General features: G+C 70.1%; 20 protein-coding genes and 6 pseudogenes. 12 read left to right on the top strand and 14 right to left on the bottom strand.

Features of this window, described 5'->3' with window-relative positions; translation table 11 throughout:
- Window positions 1-11: 11 nt before the first annotated feature.
- Together OG953_RS09665 and OG953_RS09660 are read right to left on the bottom strand one after the other, a co-directional pair.
- Window positions 12-227: a hypothetical protein gene (locus OG953_RS09665; RefSeq protein WP_405683462.1), complete on the bottom strand. Its 216-nt coding sequence runs from the start codon at window positions 225-227 to the stop codon at window positions 12-14.
- Between the two features lie 138 nt (window positions 228-365).
- Window positions 366-2,783, bottom strand: coding sequence for an endonuclease/exonuclease/phosphatase family protein (locus OG953_RS09660; RefSeq protein ID WP_405683461.1), 2,418 nt, complete (start codon window positions 2,781-2,783; stop codon window positions 366-368).
- A 238-nt stretch (window positions 2,784-3,021) separates the two neighbouring features.
- On the opposite strand from OG953_RS09660, the gene OG953_RS09655 reads away from it, so the two are divergent.
- Window positions 3,022-3,831, top strand: coding sequence for an ArsR/SmtB family transcription factor (locus tag OG953_RS09655; protein WP_405691747.1), 810 nt, complete (start codon window positions 3,022-3,024; stop codon window positions 3,829-3,831).
- A 297-nt stretch (window positions 3,832-4,128) separates the two neighbouring features.
- On the opposite strand, the gene OG953_RS09650 is transcribed toward OG953_RS09655, so the two are convergent.
- Together OG953_RS09650 and OG953_RS09645 are read right to left on the bottom strand one after the other, a co-directional pair.
- The gene (locus OG953_RS09650; protein WP_405683460.1) at window positions 4,129-4,497 is read right to left on the bottom strand and encodes a nuclear transport factor 2 family protein; all 369 of its coding nucleotides are present in this window, start codon (window positions 4,495-4,497) and stop codon (window positions 4,129-4,131) included.
- Between the two features lie 226 nt (window positions 4,498-4,723).
- Window positions 4,724-5,179: a DUF5709 domain-containing protein gene (locus tag OG953_RS09645; protein ID WP_405683459.1), complete on the bottom strand. Its 456-nt coding sequence runs from the start codon at window positions 5,177-5,179 to the stop codon at window positions 4,724-4,726.
- A gap of 566 nt (window positions 5,180-5,745) precedes the next feature.
- Here OG953_RS09645 and OG953_RS09640 point away from each other — a divergent pair.
- Window positions 5,746-5,937 (top strand): hypothetical protein, encoded by a 192-nt coding sequence (locus tag OG953_RS09640; RefSeq protein WP_405683458.1) that lies wholly within the window; start codon window positions 5,746-5,748, stop codon window positions 5,935-5,937.
- Here OG953_RS09640 and OG953_RS09635 read toward each other — a convergent pair.
- Window positions 5,918-6,454 (bottom strand): annotated as a pseudogene (locus OG953_RS09635) (ABC transporter permease); the annotation flags it as partial. The gene OG953_RS09640 and the pseudogene OG953_RS09635 overlap by 20 nt on opposite strands.
- Between OG953_RS09635 and OG953_RS09630 the strand changes: the two are divergent.
- Window positions 6,365-6,784 carry a tyrosine-type recombinase/integrase gene (locus tag OG953_RS09630; RefSeq protein ID WP_405683457.1) on the top strand — a complete coding sequence of 140 codons (420 nt, stop codon included), beginning with the start codon at window positions 6,365-6,367 and terminating at the stop codon, window positions 6,782-6,784. The pseudogene OG953_RS09635 and the gene OG953_RS09630 sit on opposite strands and share 90 nt — an antisense overlap.
- A gap of 15 nt (window positions 6,785-6,799) precedes the next feature.
- Window positions 6,800-7,030 (top strand): DUF6296 family protein, encoded by a 231-nt coding sequence (locus OG953_RS09625; protein ID WP_405683456.1) that lies wholly within the window; start codon window positions 6,800-6,802, stop codon window positions 7,028-7,030.
- An 83-nt stretch (window positions 7,031-7,113) separates the two neighbouring features.
- Here the strand turns inward: OG953_RS09625 and OG953_RS09620 are convergent, their stop codons facing one another.
- Both OG953_RS09620 and OG953_RS09615 read right to left on the bottom strand, forming a co-directional pair.
- A complete protein-coding gene (locus OG953_RS09620) occupies window positions 7,114-7,539 on the bottom strand; it encodes a cold-shock protein (protein ID WP_405683455.1) in 426 nt (141 codons plus the stop codon).
- Between the two features lie 90 nt (window positions 7,540-7,629).
- A pseudogene (locus tag OG953_RS09615) lies at window positions 7,630-8,584 on the bottom strand (DMT family transporter).
- A 129-nt stretch (window positions 8,585-8,713) separates the two neighbouring features.
- Here OG953_RS09615 and OG953_RS09610 point away from each other — a divergent pair.
- Window positions 8,714-9,868 carry a winged helix DNA-binding domain-containing protein gene (locus tag OG953_RS09610; RefSeq protein ID WP_405683454.1) on the top strand — a complete coding sequence of 385 codons (1,155 nt, stop codon included), beginning with the start codon at window positions 8,714-8,716 and terminating at the stop codon, window positions 9,866-9,868.
- A 15-nt stretch (window positions 9,869-9,883) separates the two neighbouring features.
- Here OG953_RS09610 and OG953_RS09605 read toward each other — a convergent pair whose 3' ends face one another.
- Entirely contained in the window at window positions 9,884-10,726 is an 843-nt protein-coding gene (locus OG953_RS09605; protein WP_405683453.1) for a response regulator transcription factor, read from the bottom strand.
- A 133-nt stretch (window positions 10,727-10,859) separates the two neighbouring features.
- Here OG953_RS09605 and OG953_RS09600 point away from each other — a divergent pair, with 133 nt between their 5' ends.
- Both OG953_RS09600 and OG953_RS09595 read left to right on the top strand, forming a co-directional pair.
- A complete protein-coding gene (locus OG953_RS09600) occupies window positions 10,860-12,536 on the top strand; it encodes an AMP-binding protein (protein WP_405683452.1) in 1,677 nt (558 codons plus the stop codon).
- Window positions 12,533-12,777, top strand: a pseudogene (locus OG953_RS09595) (AMP-binding protein); the annotation flags it as partial. The gene OG953_RS09600 and the pseudogene OG953_RS09595, both read left to right, overlap by 4 nt.
- Window positions 12,778-12,945: 168 nt before the next feature.
- Here the strand turns inward: OG953_RS09595 and OG953_RS09590 are convergent.
- A complete protein-coding gene (locus OG953_RS09590) occupies window positions 12,946-14,478 on the bottom strand; it encodes an alpha/beta hydrolase (protein WP_405683451.1) in 1,533 nt (510 codons plus the stop codon).
- Window positions 14,479-14,577: 99 nt separating this feature from the next.
- Here OG953_RS09590 and OG953_RS09585 point away from each other — a divergent pair.
- Window positions 14,578-14,781, top strand: a pseudogene (locus OG953_RS09585) (AMP-binding enzyme); the annotation flags it as partial.
- A 22-nt stretch (window positions 14,782-14,803) separates the two neighbouring features.
- Here the strand turns inward: OG953_RS09585 and OG953_RS09580 are convergent.
- From OG953_RS09580 to OG953_RS09570, 3 genes are all read right to left on the bottom strand, one after another.
- Window positions 14,804-15,025, bottom strand: coding sequence for a hypothetical protein (locus OG953_RS09580; RefSeq protein ID WP_383043417.1), 222 nt, complete (start codon window positions 15,023-15,025; stop codon window positions 14,804-14,806).
- A gap of 76 nt (window positions 15,026-15,101) precedes the next feature.
- Window positions 15,102-15,656 carry a GNAT family N-acetyltransferase gene (locus OG953_RS09575; protein WP_405683450.1) on the bottom strand — a complete coding sequence of 185 codons (555 nt, stop codon included), beginning with the start codon at window positions 15,654-15,656 and terminating at the stop codon, window positions 15,102-15,104.
- Between the two features lie 23 nt (window positions 15,657-15,679).
- Window positions 15,680-16,408, bottom strand: a complete 729-nt coding sequence (locus OG953_RS09570; RefSeq protein ID WP_405691745.1) for a hypothetical protein — start codon at window positions 16,406-16,408, stop codon at window positions 15,680-15,682.
- Window positions 16,409-16,751: 343 nt separating this feature from the next.
- Here OG953_RS09570 and OG953_RS09565 point away from each other — a divergent pair.
- Window positions 16,752-17,091, top strand: a pseudogene (locus OG953_RS09565) (thiamine pyrophosphate-binding protein); the annotation flags it as partial.
- A gap of 153 nt (window positions 17,092-17,244) precedes the next feature.
- Here the strand turns inward: OG953_RS09565 and OG953_RS09560 are convergent.
- Window positions 17,245-18,590, bottom strand: a pseudogene (locus tag OG953_RS09560) (IS200/IS605 family accessory protein TnpB-related protein).
- Window positions 18,583-19,161: an IS607 family transposase gene (locus OG953_RS09555; RefSeq protein WP_405683449.1), complete on the bottom strand. Its 579-nt coding sequence runs from the start codon at window positions 19,159-19,161 to the stop codon at window positions 18,583-18,585. Before OG953_RS09555 ends, OG953_RS09560 begins: the two are co-directional and overlap by 8 nt.
- Window positions 19,162-19,252: 91 nt before the next feature.
- Here OG953_RS09555 and OG953_RS09550 point away from each other — a divergent pair, with 91 nt between their 5' ends.
- The 3 genes from OG953_RS09550 to OG953_RS09540 all read left to right on the top strand — a co-directional run bounded on the left by OG953_RS09550 (window position 19,253) and on the right by OG953_RS09540 (window position 21,170).
- Window positions 19,253-20,446 carry a lactonase family protein gene (locus tag OG953_RS09550; RefSeq protein ID WP_405683448.1) on the top strand — a complete coding sequence of 398 codons (1,194 nt, stop codon included), beginning with the start codon at window positions 19,253-19,255 and terminating at the stop codon, window positions 20,444-20,446.
- A gap of 98 nt (window positions 20,447-20,544) precedes the next feature.
- The gene (locus OG953_RS09545; RefSeq protein WP_405683447.1) at window positions 20,545-20,796 is read left to right on the top strand and encodes a hypothetical protein; all 252 of its coding nucleotides are present in this window, start codon (window positions 20,545-20,547) and stop codon (window positions 20,794-20,796) included.
- Window positions 20,793-21,170 (top strand): helix-turn-helix domain-containing protein, encoded by a 378-nt coding sequence (locus OG953_RS09540; protein WP_405683446.1) that lies wholly within the window; start codon window positions 20,793-20,795, stop codon window positions 21,168-21,170. Before OG953_RS09545 ends, OG953_RS09540 begins: the two co-directional genes overlap by 4 nt.
- Window positions 21,171-21,339 lie beyond the last annotated feature (169 nt).

The following is a 21,339-nucleotide window of genomic DNA, read 5'->3' as shown; positions in this document are numbered from 1 at the left end:
AGAGGTGAACGTCAGCCGCGCACCGCAACCCGCTCCCGTTCGGCGACGAGCTGCAGCGCCACATCGGTGATCACGTCCTCCTGACCGCCGACGTACCCCGCCTCGCCCACCCTCCGCAGGATCTCGTGCGCCGGTACGCCGTACCGCTCACCGTGCGGTGCACGCCCAGCCGGTCCGCCACTTCCTGCGCCGCCAGCCCCTGTGGCGTCTCGCGGCAGGTTCGTCACGATCGGGGAGTCCGACCACTGGGTCGTCCTGCGATCAGTCGGAACGGGCCGGCCCTGATCCGCTGTCGACGCGGGTGGGGCCGCCCGGCGACCGGTCGTCCCCACCCGCTGCTCGCGCGTTCGCGCAGGCTCCGGAGGTCAGTGCCCGCCGTGGCCCGGGGCGTTGACGTCCACCCGCACGATCTGCGGGTCGTGGTCGCTCGCCTGGTCGGCGAACTCCGCGTTGATGTGCACCACGTCGTAGTCGAAGCGGCGGACGCCGGGGCTGGTCAGGATGTGGTCCAGCGTCTGCGAGTTGCCCTCGTACACATAGCTGTACTGCTCGCTCGCAGGCAGCGTGGTGATCAGTGGCTTGAGTACCTCGCCGCTGGTCAGTGCGTCCATCGTCGGGGAGAAGGCGAAGTCGTTGAGGTCGCCGAGCGTGATGATCCGGGCCGAATCGTCCGCGGCCAGCAGCGACTTGACGAAGGTGTTCACCTCCGCCGCCTGCTTCACCCGCTTGGTCTCCGAGCTGCGCCGCGGCTCCTGGTACCGGCCGTGCAGGGGCTGGTCGCCGCCCTTGGACGTGAAGTGGTTGCCGATGACGAAGACCGGCTTCCCGTGGAAGCGGAACTCGCCGACGAGCGGCTTGCGGCTGTCGGCCCAGGCGTCACTGGTCGGGGCGATCCGGCCGGGCGACGCCGAGAGCGTCACCCCCTTCTTCGTCTTCACCGCGGTCACGGCGGTGGTCGCGTCGCCGCCCGCGCGGTCCACGAAGTCGACCCTCCCGGGATTGAAGAGGAAGACGTTGCGGATGTTGCCGCCGGGTTCGCCGCCGTCCTTGCCGTTCTGGGGGGCGACGTACCGCCATGCGTACTGCGGACCGCCCGCGGCGACGATCGCGTCGGTGAACCGCTTCAGCGTCGCCTCGGAGCCGACCGTGCCGTCGTTCACCGCACCGTTGTCGTCCTGGATCTCCTCCAGCGACACGATGTCCGGGGAGGAGAGGTTGGCCGCGACGCCCTCGGCGAGGTTGTCGAACTTGGCCTGCTCGTCGAGGGCATCCAGGTTCTCCACGTTGTACGTGGCGACGGCGAGTTCCTTGCCCTTCTGCTTCCGGGTGACTTCGCGCCTCAGGTGGTTGTCGGTGAGCGTGCCGAGCTCGGTGGCCTGGAGGTTGTAGCCGCCGAACGACGCGTAGTCCATGACACCGGTGGTGGCGCCGGACAGCACATCGCCCACGTCGGCGACAGGGACGGGTCGGGCCGGGTCGAGCGACATCACCTTGATACGGCCGGTGTTCTGGTCGTCGTACGAGGAGTAAAGAGTGCCGCCCCGCAGGGTCCGGTTCTCGTCCGGCTCGACGCTCACCCAGACCTCGTCGTACGCGGTCGTCGCACCCGTCACCCGGGTGTCGGAGATCTCGACGCGAGTGCCTTCGAGCGACTCGTAGAGGTCGAGGGCGTACGCCGACGGGTCGAGGGCCAGCGAGTCGATCGAACCGCCGTCCACCGAGGGGACGTAAGCGTCCGGCACCGAGGCCGCGTCGAGCACGGCCGGGGCGGGCAGCGCGTTGCCCGAGGACAGGACCGTCGTCCTCGGGGCGGTGATCTCGGTGATCGACTGCGTGGTCGACGACGGGTAGTACTCGTCCACCTTGCCGCTGACCAGCACCGAGTCGCCCACGGCGACATCCGGCGCGGTGGAGCCGGTGTAGACGAACACGCCCTCACCGGTACGGGCGTCCGTGTCCGGCGCGGTGTCCTGGATCCAGAAGCCGCGTGAACCGGTGGTCCGTACGCCGGTGACGATGCCGGGGACACCGGTCACCGGCCGGCCCTCCAGCGGCGACACACGGGTGGTGCCCTGGATGTCGTGGATCCGGACGGTGCCGGGTTCGGTCGGGCCGCCGGGGTCCTGCGGACCGGAGCCGCCGGATGTCTCACCGGCCGAGTTGACCGGTGTCGGGGTGCCCGCGGTGAGGTCGGCGGCGTTGTCATCGGTGTCGACGAGGGACGCACCGCGCGCCACCGAGGAGGTGTTCGACGCCCCCGTCGCCGGGCCGCTGCCCTCCCGTACGACCGCGGAGCCGTAGCCGACGAGATCCACGATCCGCGTGTCGGCCGCGCAGTCGGCCGCCGTCTTGCAGGTCAGCGGAGTCGTGCCGGAGACCAGCGCGACGGTTCCGCCGCCGGCCGCCATCGCGACCGTGCCGGTGGCGTCCGGCGTCGGCAGGGCGACGGTGCCGCCGGTGCCCGCGGCCTCGGCGACGAGGTAGCGGCCGCCGGGGGCGACGGACCCGCTCAGTGCGGAGACCTGCCACAGCGAACCGGCGGAAGGAGAGGCCGGCAGATACTGCACGCTGAAACCGGACAGGTCGTACGCGGCGGAACCGGCATTGGCCAGTTCGATGAAGTCACGGGCGAGTGTCGCACCCGAGTTGCCCCCGCCGCCGTACACCTCGGAGATCACGGCGGTCGAGGACGGAGCCGCGAAGGCGGCGGGCAGCGCGGTGGCCGAGAGTGTCACGGTGACGGCGCCGGCCAGCAGGACGGAACGGGGTCTGGATATGTGCACGGTGGGCTGCTCCCGAAGTGTGGTGAGGGCAAAAACTATGCGCGTAGAACCAGCCGTGACAAGACATCAGAAGTTAATTCCAGAAATCGTTCCGGCGGCCCGGGAGCGATGGGGCGAAAAGCGTGGAGGGTGGTGGGGGTGCCTTCGGACCGGCCCGGCTCGACATGCAACCAAAGGGTTGCCTATGCTGTAGAGGGGCCGAGAACACGAACAGGTGATGGTGACCGTGACGGCGGCGATGGACCCGATATTCAAGGCACTCGCCGACCCGAGTCGCAGGGAACTGCTCGACCGGCTCAACGCCCGGGGCGGTCAGACCCTGCGCGAGCTGGGCGAGGACCTGGGCATGAGCCGGCAGGCGGTGAGCAAACACCTGGCGGTGCTGGAATCGGCGCTGCTGGTCACCGCCGTGCGCCAGGGCCGGGAGAAGCTGCACTACCTCAACCCGGTGCCGATCCAGGAGCTCGCCGACCGCTGGATCGGCCGGTACGAAGGCCACCGCCTGACCGCGCTGTCCCGACTCGAACAGACCCTGGAAGGAACGGCCATGGACAAGCCCGAGTTCGTCTACGTCATCTACATCCAGACCACCGCCGAGAAGCTCTACCAGGCGCTGACCGACCCCGAATTCATCAAGATCTACATGGGCGGTTACGGCCCCGAGTCGACCTGGGAGGTCGGCGCGCCGGTCCGTTGGAAGATGGACCCGGACGGCGAGTTCGAGGAGGTCGGCCAGCGGGTCCTGGAGGCGGAGCCCGGCAAGCGGCTCTCGTACACCTGGCACACCCTGCAGCCCATGCATCGCCAGATGTTCGACTTCGCCTCGGATGAGGAGTGGGACAGGGCCGTCCAGGAGCGGTCCAAGGTCACCTTCGACATCGAGCCGGCCGAGGAGCCCGAGATGGGCATCAGGCTGACGATCACCCACGACGGGTTCGACAGCCCGGACAGCAAGATGCTGGAGGGTGTCAGCGGCGGCTGGGTCGTGATCCTCTCGTCACTCAAGACCCTTCTGGAGGGCGGGAAGTTCCTCGACGAGCCGGCATGACGACCGGGCGGTCCGGAGCCGGCTTCGGGGCGGCGTCGGACGCCCGCCGCGGCAGCGCAATGCGCGGGCAGTGCACGGCAGGCGCAGGCGCGAGCACCTGACTGTGCGTCGATCGATCGATCGATCAATCGGCCGACTCGGCGGCGGCAGCGGTCACCGCACCAGTCGCCGGTACGGCGGAACGCTCCGCGGCCCCCGCGCCCTGCAAACCGGCTGTTCGAGACCGTCGACCGCGGCGACGGTCATCTCGGCATCGGACTCGCGGAGCTCACGTGACGGCTGTCTCCTGCCCTCGGCTCAGGCTCCGGGTACCCGGTCGAGGAAGCCGCTGACCGAAGTGATGCGTCCGTCGTCGGCGAGTGTGAGTACGTCCGACCCTGCGACAGGCGCCGAGTCGTCGGCGGTGGAGACCAGTTCCCAGCTGAAGCGCACGATGTCGTGGTGGCCGTCCGGGGTACCGGTCAGCCGGAACTCGAAACCGGGGAACTGCTGATGGGCCCCGTTGATCGTGGCCGCGAGCTCTTCGTGGCCACCTACGGCGGCCAGCGGGTCGGTGTAGGTGGCGCTCTCGGTGAAGGCGGCCGCCACGGCCTTCTCCAGGTCCTCGGGGGTGGCCGCGTTCCAGGCGACGAAGTAGCGCTGAACGGCGTCCTCGTATGCGGTCATCGTGCTGTCCTCTCCTCGCGTCCCGGCCCCTGGGGCCGGGCTCCCGTGTGCTCGTGAGGAACACGATGTCCGATGGCGCGGAAGGCGTCGATTACCTCCGAGGTCATGGTCGGAGTGCCGCCGGTTAGATGTCACATCGCAGTAAAGCGGAAGCGAAGAATTCCTGACGTCAATGTATTCCCGCCGATGCATTCCTGGCGTCGGTGCAAGGGGAAGAAGCGCCTCCTCACCTCAGGCTGTCCGGGACGACATGCATGGCGGCTTCCTCGGCCGATGCTGCCGCTCCGTCGATCCCGACGTCCTCGGCCGCCAGGGTGTCCGGCTCGTTGATGTCCAGTTGCCGGGTCAGTCGGCCGGCGCGTACCGTACCGACCTCCGCGTCCCAGAGTTCGCCGTCACCGTCGGACAGATCTCCCAGGTCGTCGCCGTCGGCTTCGGTGACATCGGGCAGTTCCCGTGCCAGGCGGCCCTCGAGCGGCTCGCCACTGTGCTGTTCGGCGGCCGTGGTGCCCAGATCCTCCACGGCCCACGGTCGCTCGGGCGGGGAGTAGCCCTCATCGAGCAGGTCGGTCAGCCCCGCCCGGTTCTCCAGGGTGTCCTCGATGTCGAGCTGCTCGGTCAGGTCGGAGGCCTCAGGCTGTTGGGGCTGGTAGACATCGTCTCCCATGTCGGCATCCTTCATGGTGTGTCCCTTCCCGGTTTCGGGTCCCGGTCGTGCCTGCCGCGCACACGACTCGGGAGAAAGGGGGGCATGTATTCGGTAAGCGCCCGAGTGCCGTCGAACCGCCCGTATGGGTTCAGGATAAGTGGCCCGGGTATGAGCCCGCAGCCGTGGGCCGCTGCCCGGGCGTGGCAGGCCGGTCCGAGGGGCGATGGAAGACGCAGGCGGAGCATGCCCCGACGGGGCGATGGAAGACGCAGGCGGAGCATGCCCCGACCCATTCCGTATCGGGAGATGTCCTGCCGGAATCCTTCCGGAACGCAAGTAGGTTCCTGACCACTGGAACAACACCCCACGAGAGCCCAGAAGGCATCTCGGCCCCGAACCCGTGCAGTGCGGGTCCGGGGCCGAGGGGCGGCGGTCGGTTCAATTGATTGAAAATGCGACCGTTTGGGACTCGTGATCATTTCACCGCGATGTTTGGCCTGTGCCTCTCCGAAGGCGAGGGGCATCACCCCGCTTTCGGCGGTCGGCACCGCCCTGCACGGGTTTGCCGTGCGAGCCTTGCCAGCGGCGGCCCTTCCGCGGTGCAGTTGCTCGCGCCAGCCGAACGGCTCGGCCTGCTACGGGAGTTCCAGCCGACGATGGCCGCAGCCCCGGCCTGGCCGGCCGAGGACGCCGGCGGGGCGGCGTATGTTGACGCGGTGTCGGAGTGCGCCGCCCTGGAGCGGCACGAGCTGCGGGAGGCAGCCCGCGCACTCATTCCGGGTCGCGGTTGAACTGCGCCGTCGACCAGCGGTAGCCGAGCGCGGTCAGGCCGACGCACCAGGCGATCGCGATCCACCCGTTGTGGCCGATCTCGGTGCCGAGCAGCAGGCCGCGCAGGGTTTCGATGGCCGGGGTGAACGGCTGGTATTCGGCGATCGGCTGGAACCAGCCCGGCATCGTTTCGGCCGGGATGAAGGCGCTGGAGATGAGGGGGAGGAGGATCAGCGGCATGGCCATATTGCCGGCCGCCTCGGGGTTCGGGCTGGCCATGCCCATCCCGACCGCGATCCAGGTGAGCGCCAGGGAGAACAGCGCGAGCAGCCCGAATGCCGCCAGCCACTCCAGAGCCGTGGCGTCGGTGGAGCGGAAGCCGATGGCCACGCCGACGGCACCGACGAGGACCACGCTGGCGATCGACTGCAGCACGCTGCCGACGACATGCCCGATGATCACAGAGCCACGGTAGACCGCCATCGTACGGAAGCGGGCGATGAGGCCCTCGGTCATATCCATGGAGACGTACACCGCACGAGATGGTGGTGCGAGCGCTGCGGGGCGCCAACCGGTGTCGAGTCGTGGCACTGGCACGAGCTGCGCCACCACTACGCCTCGGTGCTGATTGCGGGCGGGGAGAATCCGAAGGTGGTGCAGAAGCGTCTGGGGCACAAGGACGTCATGACCACGCTGGCGACGTACGCGCATCTCTTCGCTGAGGCGGAAGAGCGGACGCGGGATGTTCTGGATGCGGCGCGGGGAGTGCCGGAGGAAACTGGGGGTGAGGCGGAATCCTCTGCGGCGAGCGGAAGGATTCCGGAATCCCGGCGGGCTGGGGCGTCTGTTTCCCAGCTCAGGGCGTGATTGGGGACATCCGCCATGGATTACCCGGAGAGCTACCAGTTGGTATTTCAGGCGTCCGCCGTGGAGGACGACACGGTGATCGTCCGGCGTACGGCGCAGTCGGGGGCGGGTGGATACCCGATCTACGAGGACGAGACCGGAATCGTGCGCGCGGAGATCAGTGACCGGGGAGAGGTGCGCATGCTGGCCAGCGGTGGACACCAGGTGCTCGGCACTCCGCTGGTCGTGCGGGAGCCGAGCGTCTGAATGAGCCGGGGGCCCGTCCGGCGGATCATGACCGGACGGGCCCCCGGCACTACAGAAAGGCGGGCCGGTGCCTCGCTGCCCCGTCAGCCCTCGGTCCAGCCGTGGTTCTTGGCGAACTGCAGCAACCCGCTCCGGACCTGCAGGATCTGAGCTCCCGTCAGCGACGGTGCCGACTCCAGCAGCACGTCGGTCACTTCATTGGTGTACTCGGCCGCACTGAGCACATCGCACAAGGTGTCGTCGTCCGCCGACCCGGAACCGCTGACCGAGGCGAGCCTCGGAGGGGTCAGCGGCTTCCCGTCGGGACCCTCGGCGAGCCGGACGGACGAGGCCTTCAGTCCGCGGTCACCGTCCTCGATCTCGAACTCGACCGCCGTACCCGTGTGCACATAGGACTCGGGGATCAACATGTCGTTCACATGGAGAAACACATCCTCACCGCCGTGGTCGGGTGAGATGAAGCCATATCCCCGTGCGCCGTCGAACCGCACCACACGACCAGAAACCACACCAACCCCCAAGAAAGAATCGGGCCCCTTGCCCGTTTGCCACACATGGCTCGACCGGAGAATAGCCCTGCGCGGCCGGGCGGCGCGACCCTATGGCGGGGAACCGCCCCGGATCGGGGCGGAGGGCCTCCGACGGGGCGGCGGCTTGCGGGCGGGCGGGGGCGCGGTTCCGGACGCCAGCGGGGAGCGGGCCAGCTCGATGCAGCCCACCGTGATCAGGGCGAGCGCGACCAGTTCGGGCAGCACCCACCACCCGGTGCGCAGTTCCTCGCCGAACAATGTCACCCCGTACAGGACGCTGATCAGCGCGTCACCGAGGGTCAGCGGCGGCTGGACGGCGACCAGCATGCCCGCCTGGAGGGCGTTCTGGAGGAGGAGCAGCGCGCCCACTCCGGCCGCGGCGGTGGCGTACAGCTGCCAGGACGTCAAGAGCGCCACCGCTCCGCCACCCCCTTCGAGCCGTGCCATGGCGTCCTTCATGAGTGCGGCCGTGAGGGCATACCCGCATGCGGCGGCGAGGCCGAGCAGCGCACCCCGGGGGTCAGGGCTCACTCCTGGACACTGTTTAGGAACGGTTGCCTCGCGTGCTCAGGGCCGCGCCGATCAGTGCGGCCTCGAAGATTCCGGTCACGATCAGCGCCGTGATCCAGGCCGCTCCCCGCACGGACGTGCTACCGTCGCCCGGGGCCGCGGAGGCCATGCCGAGGGCCAGCCCCAGCGTCACGGCCGCCACCGCGTACCAGATCTGCCGGGGGATACGGACCCGCAGAACGAACCCGGCCATCAGCAGTGTGGCCGGCAGCTCGATCACAAAGATCGGCTGGACCAGGGCGATCGGCCCGGTGGCCAGCGCCACGGCCTGGCAGACGGCCGCGACGATCACCAGGCCGATCCCGGCGAGCCACACCCTCCGGCGCAGCAGATGTCCGATCAGCGACAGACGCATCGCCTCGCTGTCGGGCACGGTGCGGGCGGCGCGGCGCTGGAGAACGGAGGCCGCGCCGTTGCTGATCGCGGTCAGGATGGCGAACAGGACGCTGATCACCGGCCCATGATGCGGTTGGCGGGCCCACGATCCGGGGTCCTGCGGGGCGGCGGCATGGCGGGCGTGCGGATCGGAGCACGTCACCGATGAGGACCGAAGATGTCCGCAAGGCCGCGTAGCGTGCCGTCCATGGCCGCGAAGAAGAACCCCGCAGCACCCGCCGTGCTCTCCCCGCGCACGCTGGGCCGCGCCACGCTGGCGCGTCAGTTGTTGCTGTGCCGGACCGCGATGTCCGCGAAGGAGGCGGTCGGGCATCTGGTCGGCCTCCAGGCGCAGAACACCAAGCCGCCGTACCACCAGCTCTTCGCCCGCCTCGACGGCTTCGACCCGGCCGAGCTCGCCGGGCTGATGGAGTCCCGCGAGGTGGTCCGTATCGTCACCATGCGCTCCACCATCCACCTGCACACGGCCGCCGACGCGCTCACCCTGCGCCCGCTCGTCCAGGCAGCGCGCGACCGGGAGCTCAAGACGTTCCGCAAGGGGCTTGCCGGGGTGGACCTGGACCGGCTCGGGGCGGTCGGCAGGCGACTCGTCGAGGAGCGGCCCCGCACCCCCAAGGAGATCCGCGAGGCGCTGCTCACCGAGTGGCCCCACGCCGACCCGCAGGCGCTGGGCGTGGCCGCCCGCTGTCTGCTGCCGCTGGTCCAGGTCACCCCGCGGGGGGTGTGGGGGAGGAGCGGCCAGGTGGCGCTGACCACCGTCGAACACTGGCTCGGCAGCCCGTCGGAACCGGTTCCCGCACCCGATGCCACCGTGCTGCGCTACCTCGGCGCCTTCGGGCCCGCCTCCGTGCAGGACATGCAGACGTGGGCCGGACTGACCCGGCTGCGAGAGGTCTTCGAACGGCTGCGGCCGCAGCTCATCACCTTCCGGGACGAGAACGGCGTCGAACTCTTCGACCTGCCGGACGCCCCTCGCCCCGACGAGGACACCCCCGCCCCGCCGCGTTTCCTGCCCGAGTTCGACAATGTGCTGCTCGGCCACGCGGACCGTACGCGCGTCATCCCGCCGCAGTACCGGGGGCGCAACGGGAACGGCAATCAGGCGTACGGCACGGTGCTGGTCGACGGATTCCTCGCGGCGATCTGGCGGCTCGGCACCGGGGTCGGCACGGGTTGCGGTGCGACGACCCTCACCGTGCAACCGCTCGGCAGGCTGAGCCGGGCCGATCGCGACGCCGTCACGGAAGAGGCCGTACGGATGCTCTGCACCATGGCGCCGGCGGGCACCGACGCGAACGGATACGACATCCGGTTCACGACGTTCGTCGACTTCGAACGGTGAGCTCCCGCCGTCGCGCTACGGCAGCAGCCCCGCCCGTCGCGCCGCCACCACCGCCTCCAGACGTGTGTGCGCGCCCAGCTTGCGCATCGCCGAACGCAGATACCCCTTCACCGTCTCCGGCCGCAGCCCCAGCCGTTCCGCTGCCCCGGCGTTCGTCGTCCCCGCAGCCACACAGGCCAGCACGTCCACCTCGCGCGGCGCCAGGTGCACCCCGCAGGGCTGCGGCGCGCGGGCACCGGCCGCCGAGGCGAGCCGCCCGCACACCGAGAGCAACTCGTCGCGCAGCGCCGGGTCCACGACCTTCGGCACCAGGGCACGCAGTTCACGATGGGCCTCGCGGACGTCCTCCCACGCCTCCGGCGCGGCCCTCGGGTCCGTGACCTGTTCCCGGGTCATGGCCAGGAGCTGCTGCACCTCGTCCCGTACGACCAGGGCCTGTTCCACATCGCGGGCAGCGGCGACCGCCGCGTCGAACGTACGGTCCCCGAGCGAGACCGGCTCGCGCAGCGCCCCGTACAGCACACCGCGCACCTTGCGCCGTACGACGACGGGCACTGCGACCACCGAGCGCAGGCCCTCCGCCGCCACCGCCATGTCGTACTCGTGGCTGATGTGGCGTGAGGAGCGGTAGTCGGTCACCGCGCACGGCCGGGACAGGGCGATCGACTTGCCGCCGAGCCCGCTGCCCGCCGAGATGACAAGACCGCGCAGAGCGGAGGTCTGCGCCCCGTTCAGCTCGGCGATCCGGGCGTGCCGGGCATCCGAGAGCAGCCCGCCGAAGGCCACGGGCAGCCCACTGGTCCGGCGCAGCCGCAGCAGCGCTGCCTGCATCTCGACCGCATCGACGGAATCCGGCACGTTGACGCTCCTCTGCCCGGCTCCGGAGGTTCGGCGGCCTCCGCTTGCTGCACCCCCGTTCGGGGGTGGTGAGACCTGGGTCACTGTTTACATGATGTTAAGTGACCGGTCCGGTCAGCAATGAGGAGGGCACATGTCGGCAATCAGCGCGACGGAAACGTTCCGGGCCGCCCGGGACTATCTGCTGCAGCACCGCGAGGACTACCACGCGGCCTACGAGGGCTTCCGCTGGCCCCGGACCGACCATTTCAACTGGGCGCTCGACTGGTTCGACGCCATCGCCGAGAACAACGACCGCACCGCCCTGCACATCGTGGAGGAGGACGGCGGCCGCACCGAGGTGTCCTTCGCCCGGATGTCCGCCCGCTCCAACCAGGCCGCGAACTGGCTTCGAGCCCAGGGGGTACGCGCCGGGGACCGCATCCTCGTCATGCTCGGCAACCAGGTCGAGCTGTGGGAGACGGCGCTGGCCGCGATGAAACTGCGCGCCGTCGTCATCCCCGCCACCCCGCTCCTCGGCCCGGTCGATCTGCGCGACCGGGTGGAGCGCGGCCGGGTCCGGCACGTCCTGGTACGGGATACCGACACCGCCAAGTTCGACGAGGTGCCCGGCGACTACACCCGGATCTCGGTCGGCGCCGACGTGCCCGGCTGGCTGTCGTACACCGGCGCCGACGGTCAGCCGGAGACCTTCGGGGCGGACCGGGAGACCGACGCCGACGAGCCCCTGATGCTTTACTTCACCTCCGGTACGACCGCCAGCCCCAAGCTCGTCGAGCACACCCATGTCTCCTACCCCGTGGGCCACTTGTCGACGATGTACTGGATCGGCCTCAAGCCCGGGGACGTCCACCTCAACATCTCCTCGCCCGGCTGGGCCAAGCACGCCTGGTCGAATCTCTTCGCGCCCTGGAGCGCCGAGGCGACCGTCTTCATCTTCAACTACACCCGCTTCGACGCGGGCCGGCTGATGGCCGAGATGGACCGCTCGGGCGTCACCAGCTTCTGCGCCCCGCCCACCGTCTGGCGGATGCTGATCCAGGCCGATCTCTCCCAGCTGAAGACCCCGCCGCGCGAGGTCGTCGCGGCCGGTGAGCCGCTGAACCCGGAGGTCATCGAGACGGTGCGGCGCACCTGGGGCGTCACCATCCGGGACGGCTTCGGCCAGACAGAGACCGCCGTCCAGGTCGCCAACACCCCGGGCCAGCCGCTGAAGGCCGGATCGATGGGCCGGCCCAGCCCCGGCTTCAAGGTCGAGCTCCTCGACCCGGTCACCGGTGACCCCGGCGCGGCCGAGGGCGAGATCGCCCTCGATCTGTCGGACCGTCCTATAGGTCTGATGACCGGCTACCACGGCGACCCGGACCGGACCGCCGAGGCCATGGCGGGCGGTTACTACCGCACCGGTGACATCGGCTCCCGCGACGAGGACGGCTACATCACCTATGTCGGCCGCGCCGACGACGTCTTCAAGGCATCCGACTACAAGATCTCGCCGTTCGAGCTGGAGAGCGCCCTGCTGGAGCACGAGGCGGTCGCCGAGGCCGCCGTCGTCCCGGCCCCCGATCCGGTACGGCTCGCGGTGCCGAAGGCGTACATCGTGCTCGCGGAGGGCTGGGAGCCCGGTCCGGACACGGCGAAGGTGCTGTTCGAGCACTCCCGGGCGGTCCTCGCCCCGTACAAGCGGGTCAGGCGGCTGGAGTTCGCCGAGCTGCCCAAGACCGTCTCCGGCAAGATCCGCCGCATCGAGCTGCGCGAGCGCACGGCCCAGGGCACCGGCACCGAGTACGACGAGGGGGATCTGCGATGAGCGAGCTGTCCTACGCGCACGGCACCGGCACGACGGCGCTGCTCGGCGACACCATCGGACACAATCTCGACCGCGCGGTCGAGGCGTTCGGTGAGCGCGAGGCGCTCGTCGACGTCGCATCGGGGCGACGCTGGACGTACGCCGAATTCGGCCCGGCGGTCGACGAGCTGGCGCGTGCGCTGATGGCGTCGGGGTGGCCAAGGGGGACCGGGTCGGGATCTGGGCGATCAACTGCCCCGAGTTGTACGGCCGGTACGGCCCGTCGCTCCCGAAGCCACGGCGAAGTGACATGTAGCACGGTGTAGCCAATGTGGCGCGGGGTGATTTCTCGGGCCGGTCTCGGTGTGTGCGCCCCGGCGACGCCGGCACCGCCCGCGTCGCCGGGTACCGCTGTCAGCCGCTGCCGGGGCTACGCCTCGCAGGTCAGGTCGTGCGCGGGGAGCCGTCCCGTACGCAGGTAGGCGTTGACGCGCTCGTCGACGCAGGCGTTGCCGTACTCGCCGTACAGGCCGTGCTGGCGGGCGCCCTCCACGGCGAGCAGCCGGGAGCTCGGCCACTGCTCGCGCATGGCCTCGGCGCCGGCGTAGACGGTGCGGGGGTCGCCGGTGGCGGCGACGAGCAGGGCCGGGACGTCGTTGTCGAGCACGGTCGGCGCCTCGGCGGGCCGGTCCCAGAACTCGCAGGGGGTGATGTTGTTGGCCAGCGGCCCGGTGAGGGGGAACCGCTCGCGGGACTCCTCGACCGCGCGCCAGTAGCTGCCGACGCCGCGCCGCTCGGCCACGTCGCCGCAGACGATCGCGGTCATCTGGCTGCTGGAGGCCGAGCCCGCCCCGGTCAGCAGGAACTCCAGCTGCCCGGCGAGCGCTTCGGACGGCTCGACCGGCTCCCGGTCCGCGGCGCGCGCCAGCAGGCGTACGGTTCCGGCCAGGTCGGCGCGCCGCTCGTCGAGGTCGCTGCCGAGGCCGCCGATGAAGACTGAGGGGAGCACGTGCTCGTCCAGCAGGTACGCCTTTCCGATCCGCAGCGGCTCCTGGACAGCGGCGTCGAGGATGTGCTGCACCGTTGCCAGGACCTTGCCGCGCGTGGCGCCCAGCCCGTATGTGCCGTGCCGCGCGGCGGCCCACGACGCCCACGCGCGCAGGGCCGCCTCGTTGGCCGCCTCGGCGCCGCGCAGCAGGGTTTGGTTGTAGTACTCCGGGGAATTGACGCCGTCGAGCACCATGCGGCCGGTGCGGCCGGGGAAGAGCTGGGTGTATACCTCGCCGAGGTAACTGCCGTAGGAGTAGCCGAGGTAGGAGAGGGTGTCCGCGCCGAGGGCGGCACGGATGACGTCCATGTCGCGGGCGGTGTTGCGGGTGGTGACGTACGGCAGCACGTCGCCGTGGGCGCGCTCGCACCGCCGGGCCAGCTCGCGTGCGACGGCGGCTTCCTCGCGGTACGCCGCCAGGTCGGCGCCCGCGGAGCGGACGAGGGCGGAGCCGAGGTCCCAGCCGCAGTCCAGCGGGGTGCTCCGGCCGACGAAGCGCGGGTCCATGCCGATCAGGTCGTAGCGGTCGGCGACCTCTCCCATCACCTCCGACTTGGTCAGCGGCATATGGAGGCTGGGGCCGGCCGGTCCCCCGTCGTTGAGCAGCAGCGGGCCGACGCGGTGGGCGGTGTCGGTGGCCTTCAGGCGGGATAAGGCGACGGTGACGGTGCGACCGCCGGGGTCGGCGTAGTCGAGCGGCACGGTGATGTCGGCGCAGTCGGCGCCGGCGGCGTCCAGTTCCTGGCCCAGCTCGTCGTCGAGGCCGAGGGCGCAGGCATGCCAGTCGACGTGCTGGCCGTGGAAGCGGGCGAACGGGTCCGGGGCAGCGGCTGTGGCGGTGGCGGTGGTCGTCGCGGTGGCGGCGAGCACCGCCGCGCACGCCGCGAAGGCCTTGATGCGTCGGGAAGTTGACATACCCGCACGCTAGGGGCGGCGGACACCTCGGCACACTCCGGGAAAACCCCGAAACCGGGTGGGGCTGTCCCCCAAAAAAACTCAGCCCACAACCCTGAGATTCCCCGTCCACCCCGGCGGTCTTCCGCAGTCGATCCGGTGCCGGGCTATGGCCGTAGGGTGCGGGAAGAGGTGACGGGCTACTGCCGTGAACAGCTGGCGCACTACAAGATCCCGCGGCGGCTGCAGATCCTGGAGACCTTCCCGATGACGGTCAGCGGGAAGGTCCGGAAGATCGAACTGCGGGAGGGCTACGGGCAGTAGGACCGGATCGCCACGGGCGTTGTCAGGCGGCCTCGATGATGTCGTCGGCAACGCCCCGGGTCGCGGCCGCCCATTCGATCAGCAGCACCTCGTAGGCGGCGGACTCCACGGAGGACCAGTCCTGTCCGGCGCGCGCGTCGACCAGGGCCCGTATCGCTTCGTTCGCCTCGGCGGCGGACGGGGACGTCGGTCGGGTCGTGCGCGGCGGGTCGACAGGCGGTGTGTGCCGTGGAGTTAAAGCCATGTTCCCTACCTTAAGGCCCGACACTGACAACCGACCGAACATTTGTGGCCCTCGGCCCGAACGTGACCGATTGCACTCACTGTTGTCGGTCGGTTCCGCTGAGGTGCGGGTCGTGCCCGGCGCGCGGGATCTCGCGCCGCATGCAGACCCTCGGCCAGCGGTCCAAGCCGTGTTCCGCCTCCTCCGCCCTGATCTTCCTCAGTCCGTCGGTGAGCTCGGTCTCGCCCAGCGTTCGGAAACCGAGGCGCGCGTAGTACGGCGCGTTCCACGGGACGTGGGAGAAGGTCGTCAGCGTCAGCGCGCCCAGCTTCCGCTCGTGCGCCCACCCGGTGAGGTGGTCGATGAGCGTGCTGCCCAGACCGCGTCGTGCGGCGGACGGATGGACGGAGACCTGTTCGATGTGGGCCGCGCCGTCGACCGGGTCGGCGATCAAGTAGCCGACCGGGCGGTCGTCGGGGTCGGCGGCCACCCAGGCGCGGCCGGCCCGGCGGTAGTCGTCCAGCAGTCCGAGCGGCGGGGGATCGTCGTCCGCGACGGCGGACATACCGAGCGCGCGGAACGGTTCGCCGGCGGCGCGCTCGATGTCCTGAAGCAGCGGAAGATCGGAGCGGCGGGCGGTACGGATACGCATACGGCCAGTATGGCGCCCCGGGCTCAGGCGCCGGTGCTGATCAGCTCGTCCGCGGGGCTGTTGACCGGCTGCGGCGTTCCCGTGCGGTCCATGACGAAGAGTGGGATGCCGAGGCCGTTCGCGCGCGCTTCGGCGTCCTGCGCGTACCCCGCGAGCGAGAAGAACGCGCTGGTGACCGATGCGCTCAGCGCGTTGAGCCAGAGGCACTCGACGTCGCGCAGGACGGTCGGGCGGGAGACCGCGTCGACCTGGGCGATCAGCCCGGTGGCCCGCAGATCGATCCGCGCGGGGGAGCGCTGGGCCGGCTGTACGACATCGTGGTAGCCCAGCCACTTCAGATAGAGGGCGGCGCTCGCGACCGCATCGTGTGCGGTACGGATCGGCAGGGGCTGGAACGCCGGCCGGGGCTGCGGCGCCGTACCCGGCAGCGGAATGTGGGACGGCCGGTCGGGCCGCGCCCCGTCGGCGGGTCCGGGGGTACTGTCGGTTTCCGTCACCGGCCGGACCGGTATCCGCAGCACCGTCCCGCACGGGCAGCACAGCTCCGGCTGCGGCCACTGGTCGTGGCGCCCGCAGGTGCGACAGCGCACCGTCACCCAGTCGTCGTTCCAGGTGCGGTGCGTGATCGGTACGACCGGGGCGCCGCGCAGCACGGGCGGGGCGGTCGGCGCACCGCACGGGCAGGGATAGACCGGCGTGCTGTACGTGTGGTCGCGGCGGCACGCCGGGCAGCGTACCGGCACCGACTCCACCATGAACTCCCTCCGGCCCCGGTTGCGCGCCCCGGCGACAGGGCCACCTCGGCGCACCGAAGCGCGCCGGCGCCGACCGATGCGGGCCGACTTCGCTCCGTATCCCCATGGTCCACCAAGAGCGAGGTCCTGGGGAGTGACTTGGCGTACTTCGCGGACCGGTGCGCGCATCGGCCGCCCCGCGCTCACTCTCTTGACGGTCGCCCGGGCACACTTTAGATTGACTTCCGCATAACAGAATCAATGTTCCGCAATGCGGAATTGACGCGGAGTCAATGCGGAATTGGTGCTCTCAGGTGGCGCGACAGGGCCCGACTCCACCAGGCCCGAGCAGGAGCACTCAATGCCTCGAATGACCGCTGCCCGAGCGGCAGTTGAGATCCTCAAGCGCGAAGGCGTCGGCAACGCGTTCGGTGTGCCGGGCGCTGCGATCAACCCCTTCTACGCGGCCCTCAAGGCCTCCGGCGGGGTTCATCACACGCTCGCCCGCCATGTCGAGGGCGCCTCCCACATGGCGGAGGGCTACACCCGGGCACGCCCGGGCAACATCGGCGTCTGCATCGGTACGTCGGGACCGGCCGGCACCGACATGGTCACCGGCCTCTACTCCGCCATCGCCGACTCCATCCCGATCCTCTGCATCACCGGGCAGGCCCCGACCGCCGTGCTCCACAGGGAGGACTGCCCCGGAGCTGGGAGAGCTGTCAAGGGGGTGCCCGGAATTCGGTCGGGTGCCTTCGTGCGGGTTGTGCAAGGTGCAACCGGAATTGCGCCGCTTGCTGAGGGGGTGCGGGGCGGGTAAGGGTGGCTGGTGCATCCGATGCAGCCGACCGTTCCTAAACAGTGTCCAGGAGTGAGCCTTGTACCCACGTCCCGGAACTGCGCGCATCCCGAACGGTTTTGGATGCGCTGGTCCCCCGCGTTCTCGTTGTCCCTGTCCGGCGACGCGCATCGTGTGCACGCTCCGCGACAGGGCGGCGGGTTTCCTCACGGCCTCGGTCACCGTGATCGGCCTGGACGGTCCGATGCCCAGCACCATCACTCTGGTGATGCTGGGGCGGTGCCGTCCGTCGCCGGATCAGGTGCCCGAGGGCGCGTCTGCCAATGGCCACCGAGGCGGCGTCATGGCGAGTCATGCTGCGAGTCTTGCTGATCAGGGGCTTGCGCCAGTGCTGGTCGCCCCACATCGAGGTGTATGCCGGGTCGACGGCGACGATGGCGATGCCGTGTTCGGCGGCCATGGAGACGATGCGAGCCTTGAGCTTGCCGGTAGGCATACCGGCATCGTCTGCACAGCGGGCCTGGTCCACGACGCGGTCAGGTACCAGCGGCCCCGCTCAACGTGGTAGTGGATGCGGTAGGCGACGGCACGGTTGGCCTCGGTGCGGTCGCGCCACTCGTCCCCACGGTGCGCGAACGCGACCTTGGAGGCAAGAACGTACCGGCCGTGCTTGCTGTTGGCCAGGTGGGCGAGCGGGGCGGGCATCTTGATCGATACTTCGCCGTCAGGGGTGACGCGGATCGTCTCGTTCCCGAAGCGTTTTCCGGACTCGCCGTCTGCGGCGAGGAACCAGCGCTCAGCCTCCCAACGCTGACGCCATTCGTGCTCGGTGAGCTGCGCGGCCTGAAGGTTGTGCCGGTTCTTGAGCAGCCGCCGGCCGCCGCGAACGACACGGACGTGTCCGGTCTTCCAGTCGTCGCGGGCCACGTCGAGGCGGTGTTCCAGGGTGGCCAGGCGGCGGGACTTGTGGAACCACTCGCCCTTGGACCGGTACCCGCCCGGCGCCCGCTTGCTGCCTTTCTCCCCGATCGGGAGGGACAGGCGGTGTCGCAGCGTGCGGATACCGGCCTCAAGGTTCTGGACATGGGCGAGCAGGCAGCGTCGGGCCAGACCGTACTGGTCGTGCGTGGCCTTCGTGATCGCACCCGCGATGCGCGACGACGACTGCTCGGTCAGGTCACGCTTCCGGGATGCCCACGCGTCGTTGTCGTGCTTGTGCCCGGCTTCGCAACGGGCCTTGAGATCGAGAGAGGCCAGGCGGCCTTGGTGCTCGCCGGCCAGACGCAACACCTTCTCGTCCTTTGGCGTGAGGTGCTTGAGGCGGTCGCGTAACGCCACACCGGACGGGCCGACAGCAACGAACGGCGGGTCGATGGTACGGAGCTGCTTCTTGTCAGCCATCGGCAGCCGCCGCTTCCAGTGCCTTCTTGGCACGGTTCTTCGCACTGCGGCGGCCGTACAGGCGAGCACAGAACGAGGTCAGAACCTCCACCATGTCGTGCACCAGGTCGTCTTCGACCTCGCCGTCATCCAGCACAACGAGTCGACGGCCGGTTGCAGCCAGAGCGGCCTCAACGAGTTCGACGTTCATACGGCCCAACCGGTCTTTGTGCTCCACCACTACGGTGGTCACCGCCGGGTCGGCCAGCAGGCGACGGGCCTTGGCGCGGGCGCCGTTCATGCCCGAAGCGATCTCGGATTCGACGCGCACGACCTTATGCCCGGCCTTCGCGGCCCATGCCGACAAGCGTGCGGTCTGCCGCTCCAGGTCGGCCTCCTGGTCGTGGGAGGAGACGCGGGCGTACAGGCCCACGCCACCGGTCACGGACGGTGAGGTGTTCGCTTCGATGTTCACCAGGATCGTGCGCGGCCCCACTCGCTCCGCAGGGACCGGCAGCGTGCCCTCACGGAACCAGCGGTACGCAGTACGCGGGGCGACCCCCTGCGCGCGCGCCCATTCCGTCAGGTTCATACACCACATCATACGACACTCGTGACACCTGAAGGACACTCATGGACACTTAGTCGAGAGCAGTTCCTGACCCCCACACGAGGTGCCTCGCATGAATCACGCCACCAGCCGGCGCGCCGTCCTCGGTGCCCTGTTCGCCGGTGCCGCCCTGACCGTGGCCCCCGCGCTGCCCGGCTCTCCCCGGCCTGCGCCGGAACCCGCACCCACGGTCGGTTCGCGCCCGCGCACCACCCGGCAGCTGCTGCTCGGTACGTATACCTCGGTCGAGGGCGGCGGTAGGGGAATCGGCACGGCCTCGTACGCCACCACCGGAGCGATCTCCGCCGGCCCCGCGATCACCGGCGTCGACAATCCCTCGTACCTGGCCATGCACCCCTCGGGCGCCACCGTCTACGCGGTCGACGAGCAGGACCGGGGCGGGGTGACGGCCGTCGCTCTGTCACCGGACGGCGGCCACCGGGTGCTGGGAACCCGCAGCACGGGCGGGGCGGGGCCCACCCATCTCTCCGTCCATCCCACGGGAAGGTGGCTGCTCACCGCGAACTACACCTCCGGCAGCGTCGTGGTGCACCCCATCCGGGGCGACGGCTCGCTGGGGGAGCGCACGGACCTGGTCGCCCACACTGCGCCGCCCCCCGGCCCCGGCCAGGACGGGCCGCACGCCCACCAGATCGTCACCTCCCCGGACGGCGACCACGTCCTCGCCGTGGACCTGGGCAACGACTCCGTGTACACGTACCGGTTCGACGAGCACCGCGGCACCCTCGACCAGGTCTCCTGCGCGGCCGTGCGCCCCGGGGCCGGACCGCGGCACATCACATTTCACCCGGGTGGCCGCTTCGCCTACCTGGCCTGCGAGGTCGACAACACCGCGGTCGTCTGCGGCTACGACCCGGCCACCGGCATCCTGTCCCCGGGCGCCCCGCAGTCCACCGGGACCGGCGCCGGCGCCAGCTATCCCGCGCAGTTCCTGGTCACCGGCGACGGCCGGTTCGCCTACCTCGCCAACCGGGGCCACAACAGCCTGACGCGATACGCCGTCGAGGACGACGGCGCCGTACTGCGGCTGCTCGACACGGTGCCCGTCGGCGGCGACTTCCCCCGCCAGATCGCCTTCTCGCCGGACGGGAAGCTGCTCTTCGCGGCGAACCAGAGGTCGAGCACGGTGACGGTGTTCCGGGTCGACGCCCGCAGCGGCGGCCTGACCCGCACCGGTGGTGCCCTCCCCGCCCCGGTGGCCGTCTGTGTGCTCCCGTACCCGAGTACGAGCCCGGTCGGCGATTGAGGGCGAAACCGTCACCGGACGGCCCCGGCACCCGTCCGTTAGGGTCGGGCCCGAGCCGCGGGTTCACGAAGACGTGGCGAACGCATGAGGGAGGCACAGTGCGCTTGAGAGTGGAGTTCACCACCGAGCCGTTCGATCTCGACGAGGCGCCCGCCCACGCGGTCGTGGCCCGCGAGGTCATCCAGGCAGCCGACCTGGACGCCGTGGACGTCGGCCCCTTCGGCAACACGGCGGAGGGCGGCGCGGACCAGGTGCTCACCGCGGTGGACTCCTTGCTGCGCAGCGCCCTGGCATCGGGTGCCACCCGGGTGTCGCTCCAGGTCAACGTCATCGGGGAGGGCTCGAAGTGACCGAACCGGCGGACCACCCCCTCGTCACCGCCATCAAGCCGCTCGTCGACGCCATGGGCGCCGAGCTGCTCGGGCCCGAGCAGGTGCAGGCCGACGACGTCGTGCTGGCCTGGGAGGGCGAGGACGTCATAGCCGTCCGGCTGCCCCAGCTCTCGGAATCGCTCGACCACATCCTGGCCGTCATGGAGCGCCGGCACGGCATGCCGCTCGCCGAGCTGGACCGCAAGGCCAAGCAGTCGGTGGTGCGAACCCTGGAGGCGCGCGGTGCTTTCTCCGTACGGCACGGCGTGGAGACGGTGGCGGGTGCGCTGGGGGTCAGCCGCTTCACCGTCTACAACTACCTCAACAGGGAACATGCCGCCAAAGGCGAGTAGTTGAGGCCGTAGGCGAGCGAAGGCTGTGGAAGGCCACGGAGGGCCGTCGTCCGGAGCGTCGGGCGACGGCCTTTTGCATTCGCGTAGTTTCAACAAAGTGTTGACGTGGTGTTGTGGAGGGCGTTAGCTATCCGCAGCCCGACCGACGCGACGCGAAGAGACGCACAGC

The sequence above is a fragment of the Streptomyces sp. NBC_00057 genome (assembly GCF_045041165.1).
Classification (GTDB): Bacteria; Actinomycetota; Actinomycetes; order Streptomycetales; family Streptomycetaceae; genus Streptomyces.
This window is presented reverse-complemented; position numbering and strand designations above follow the sequence as displayed.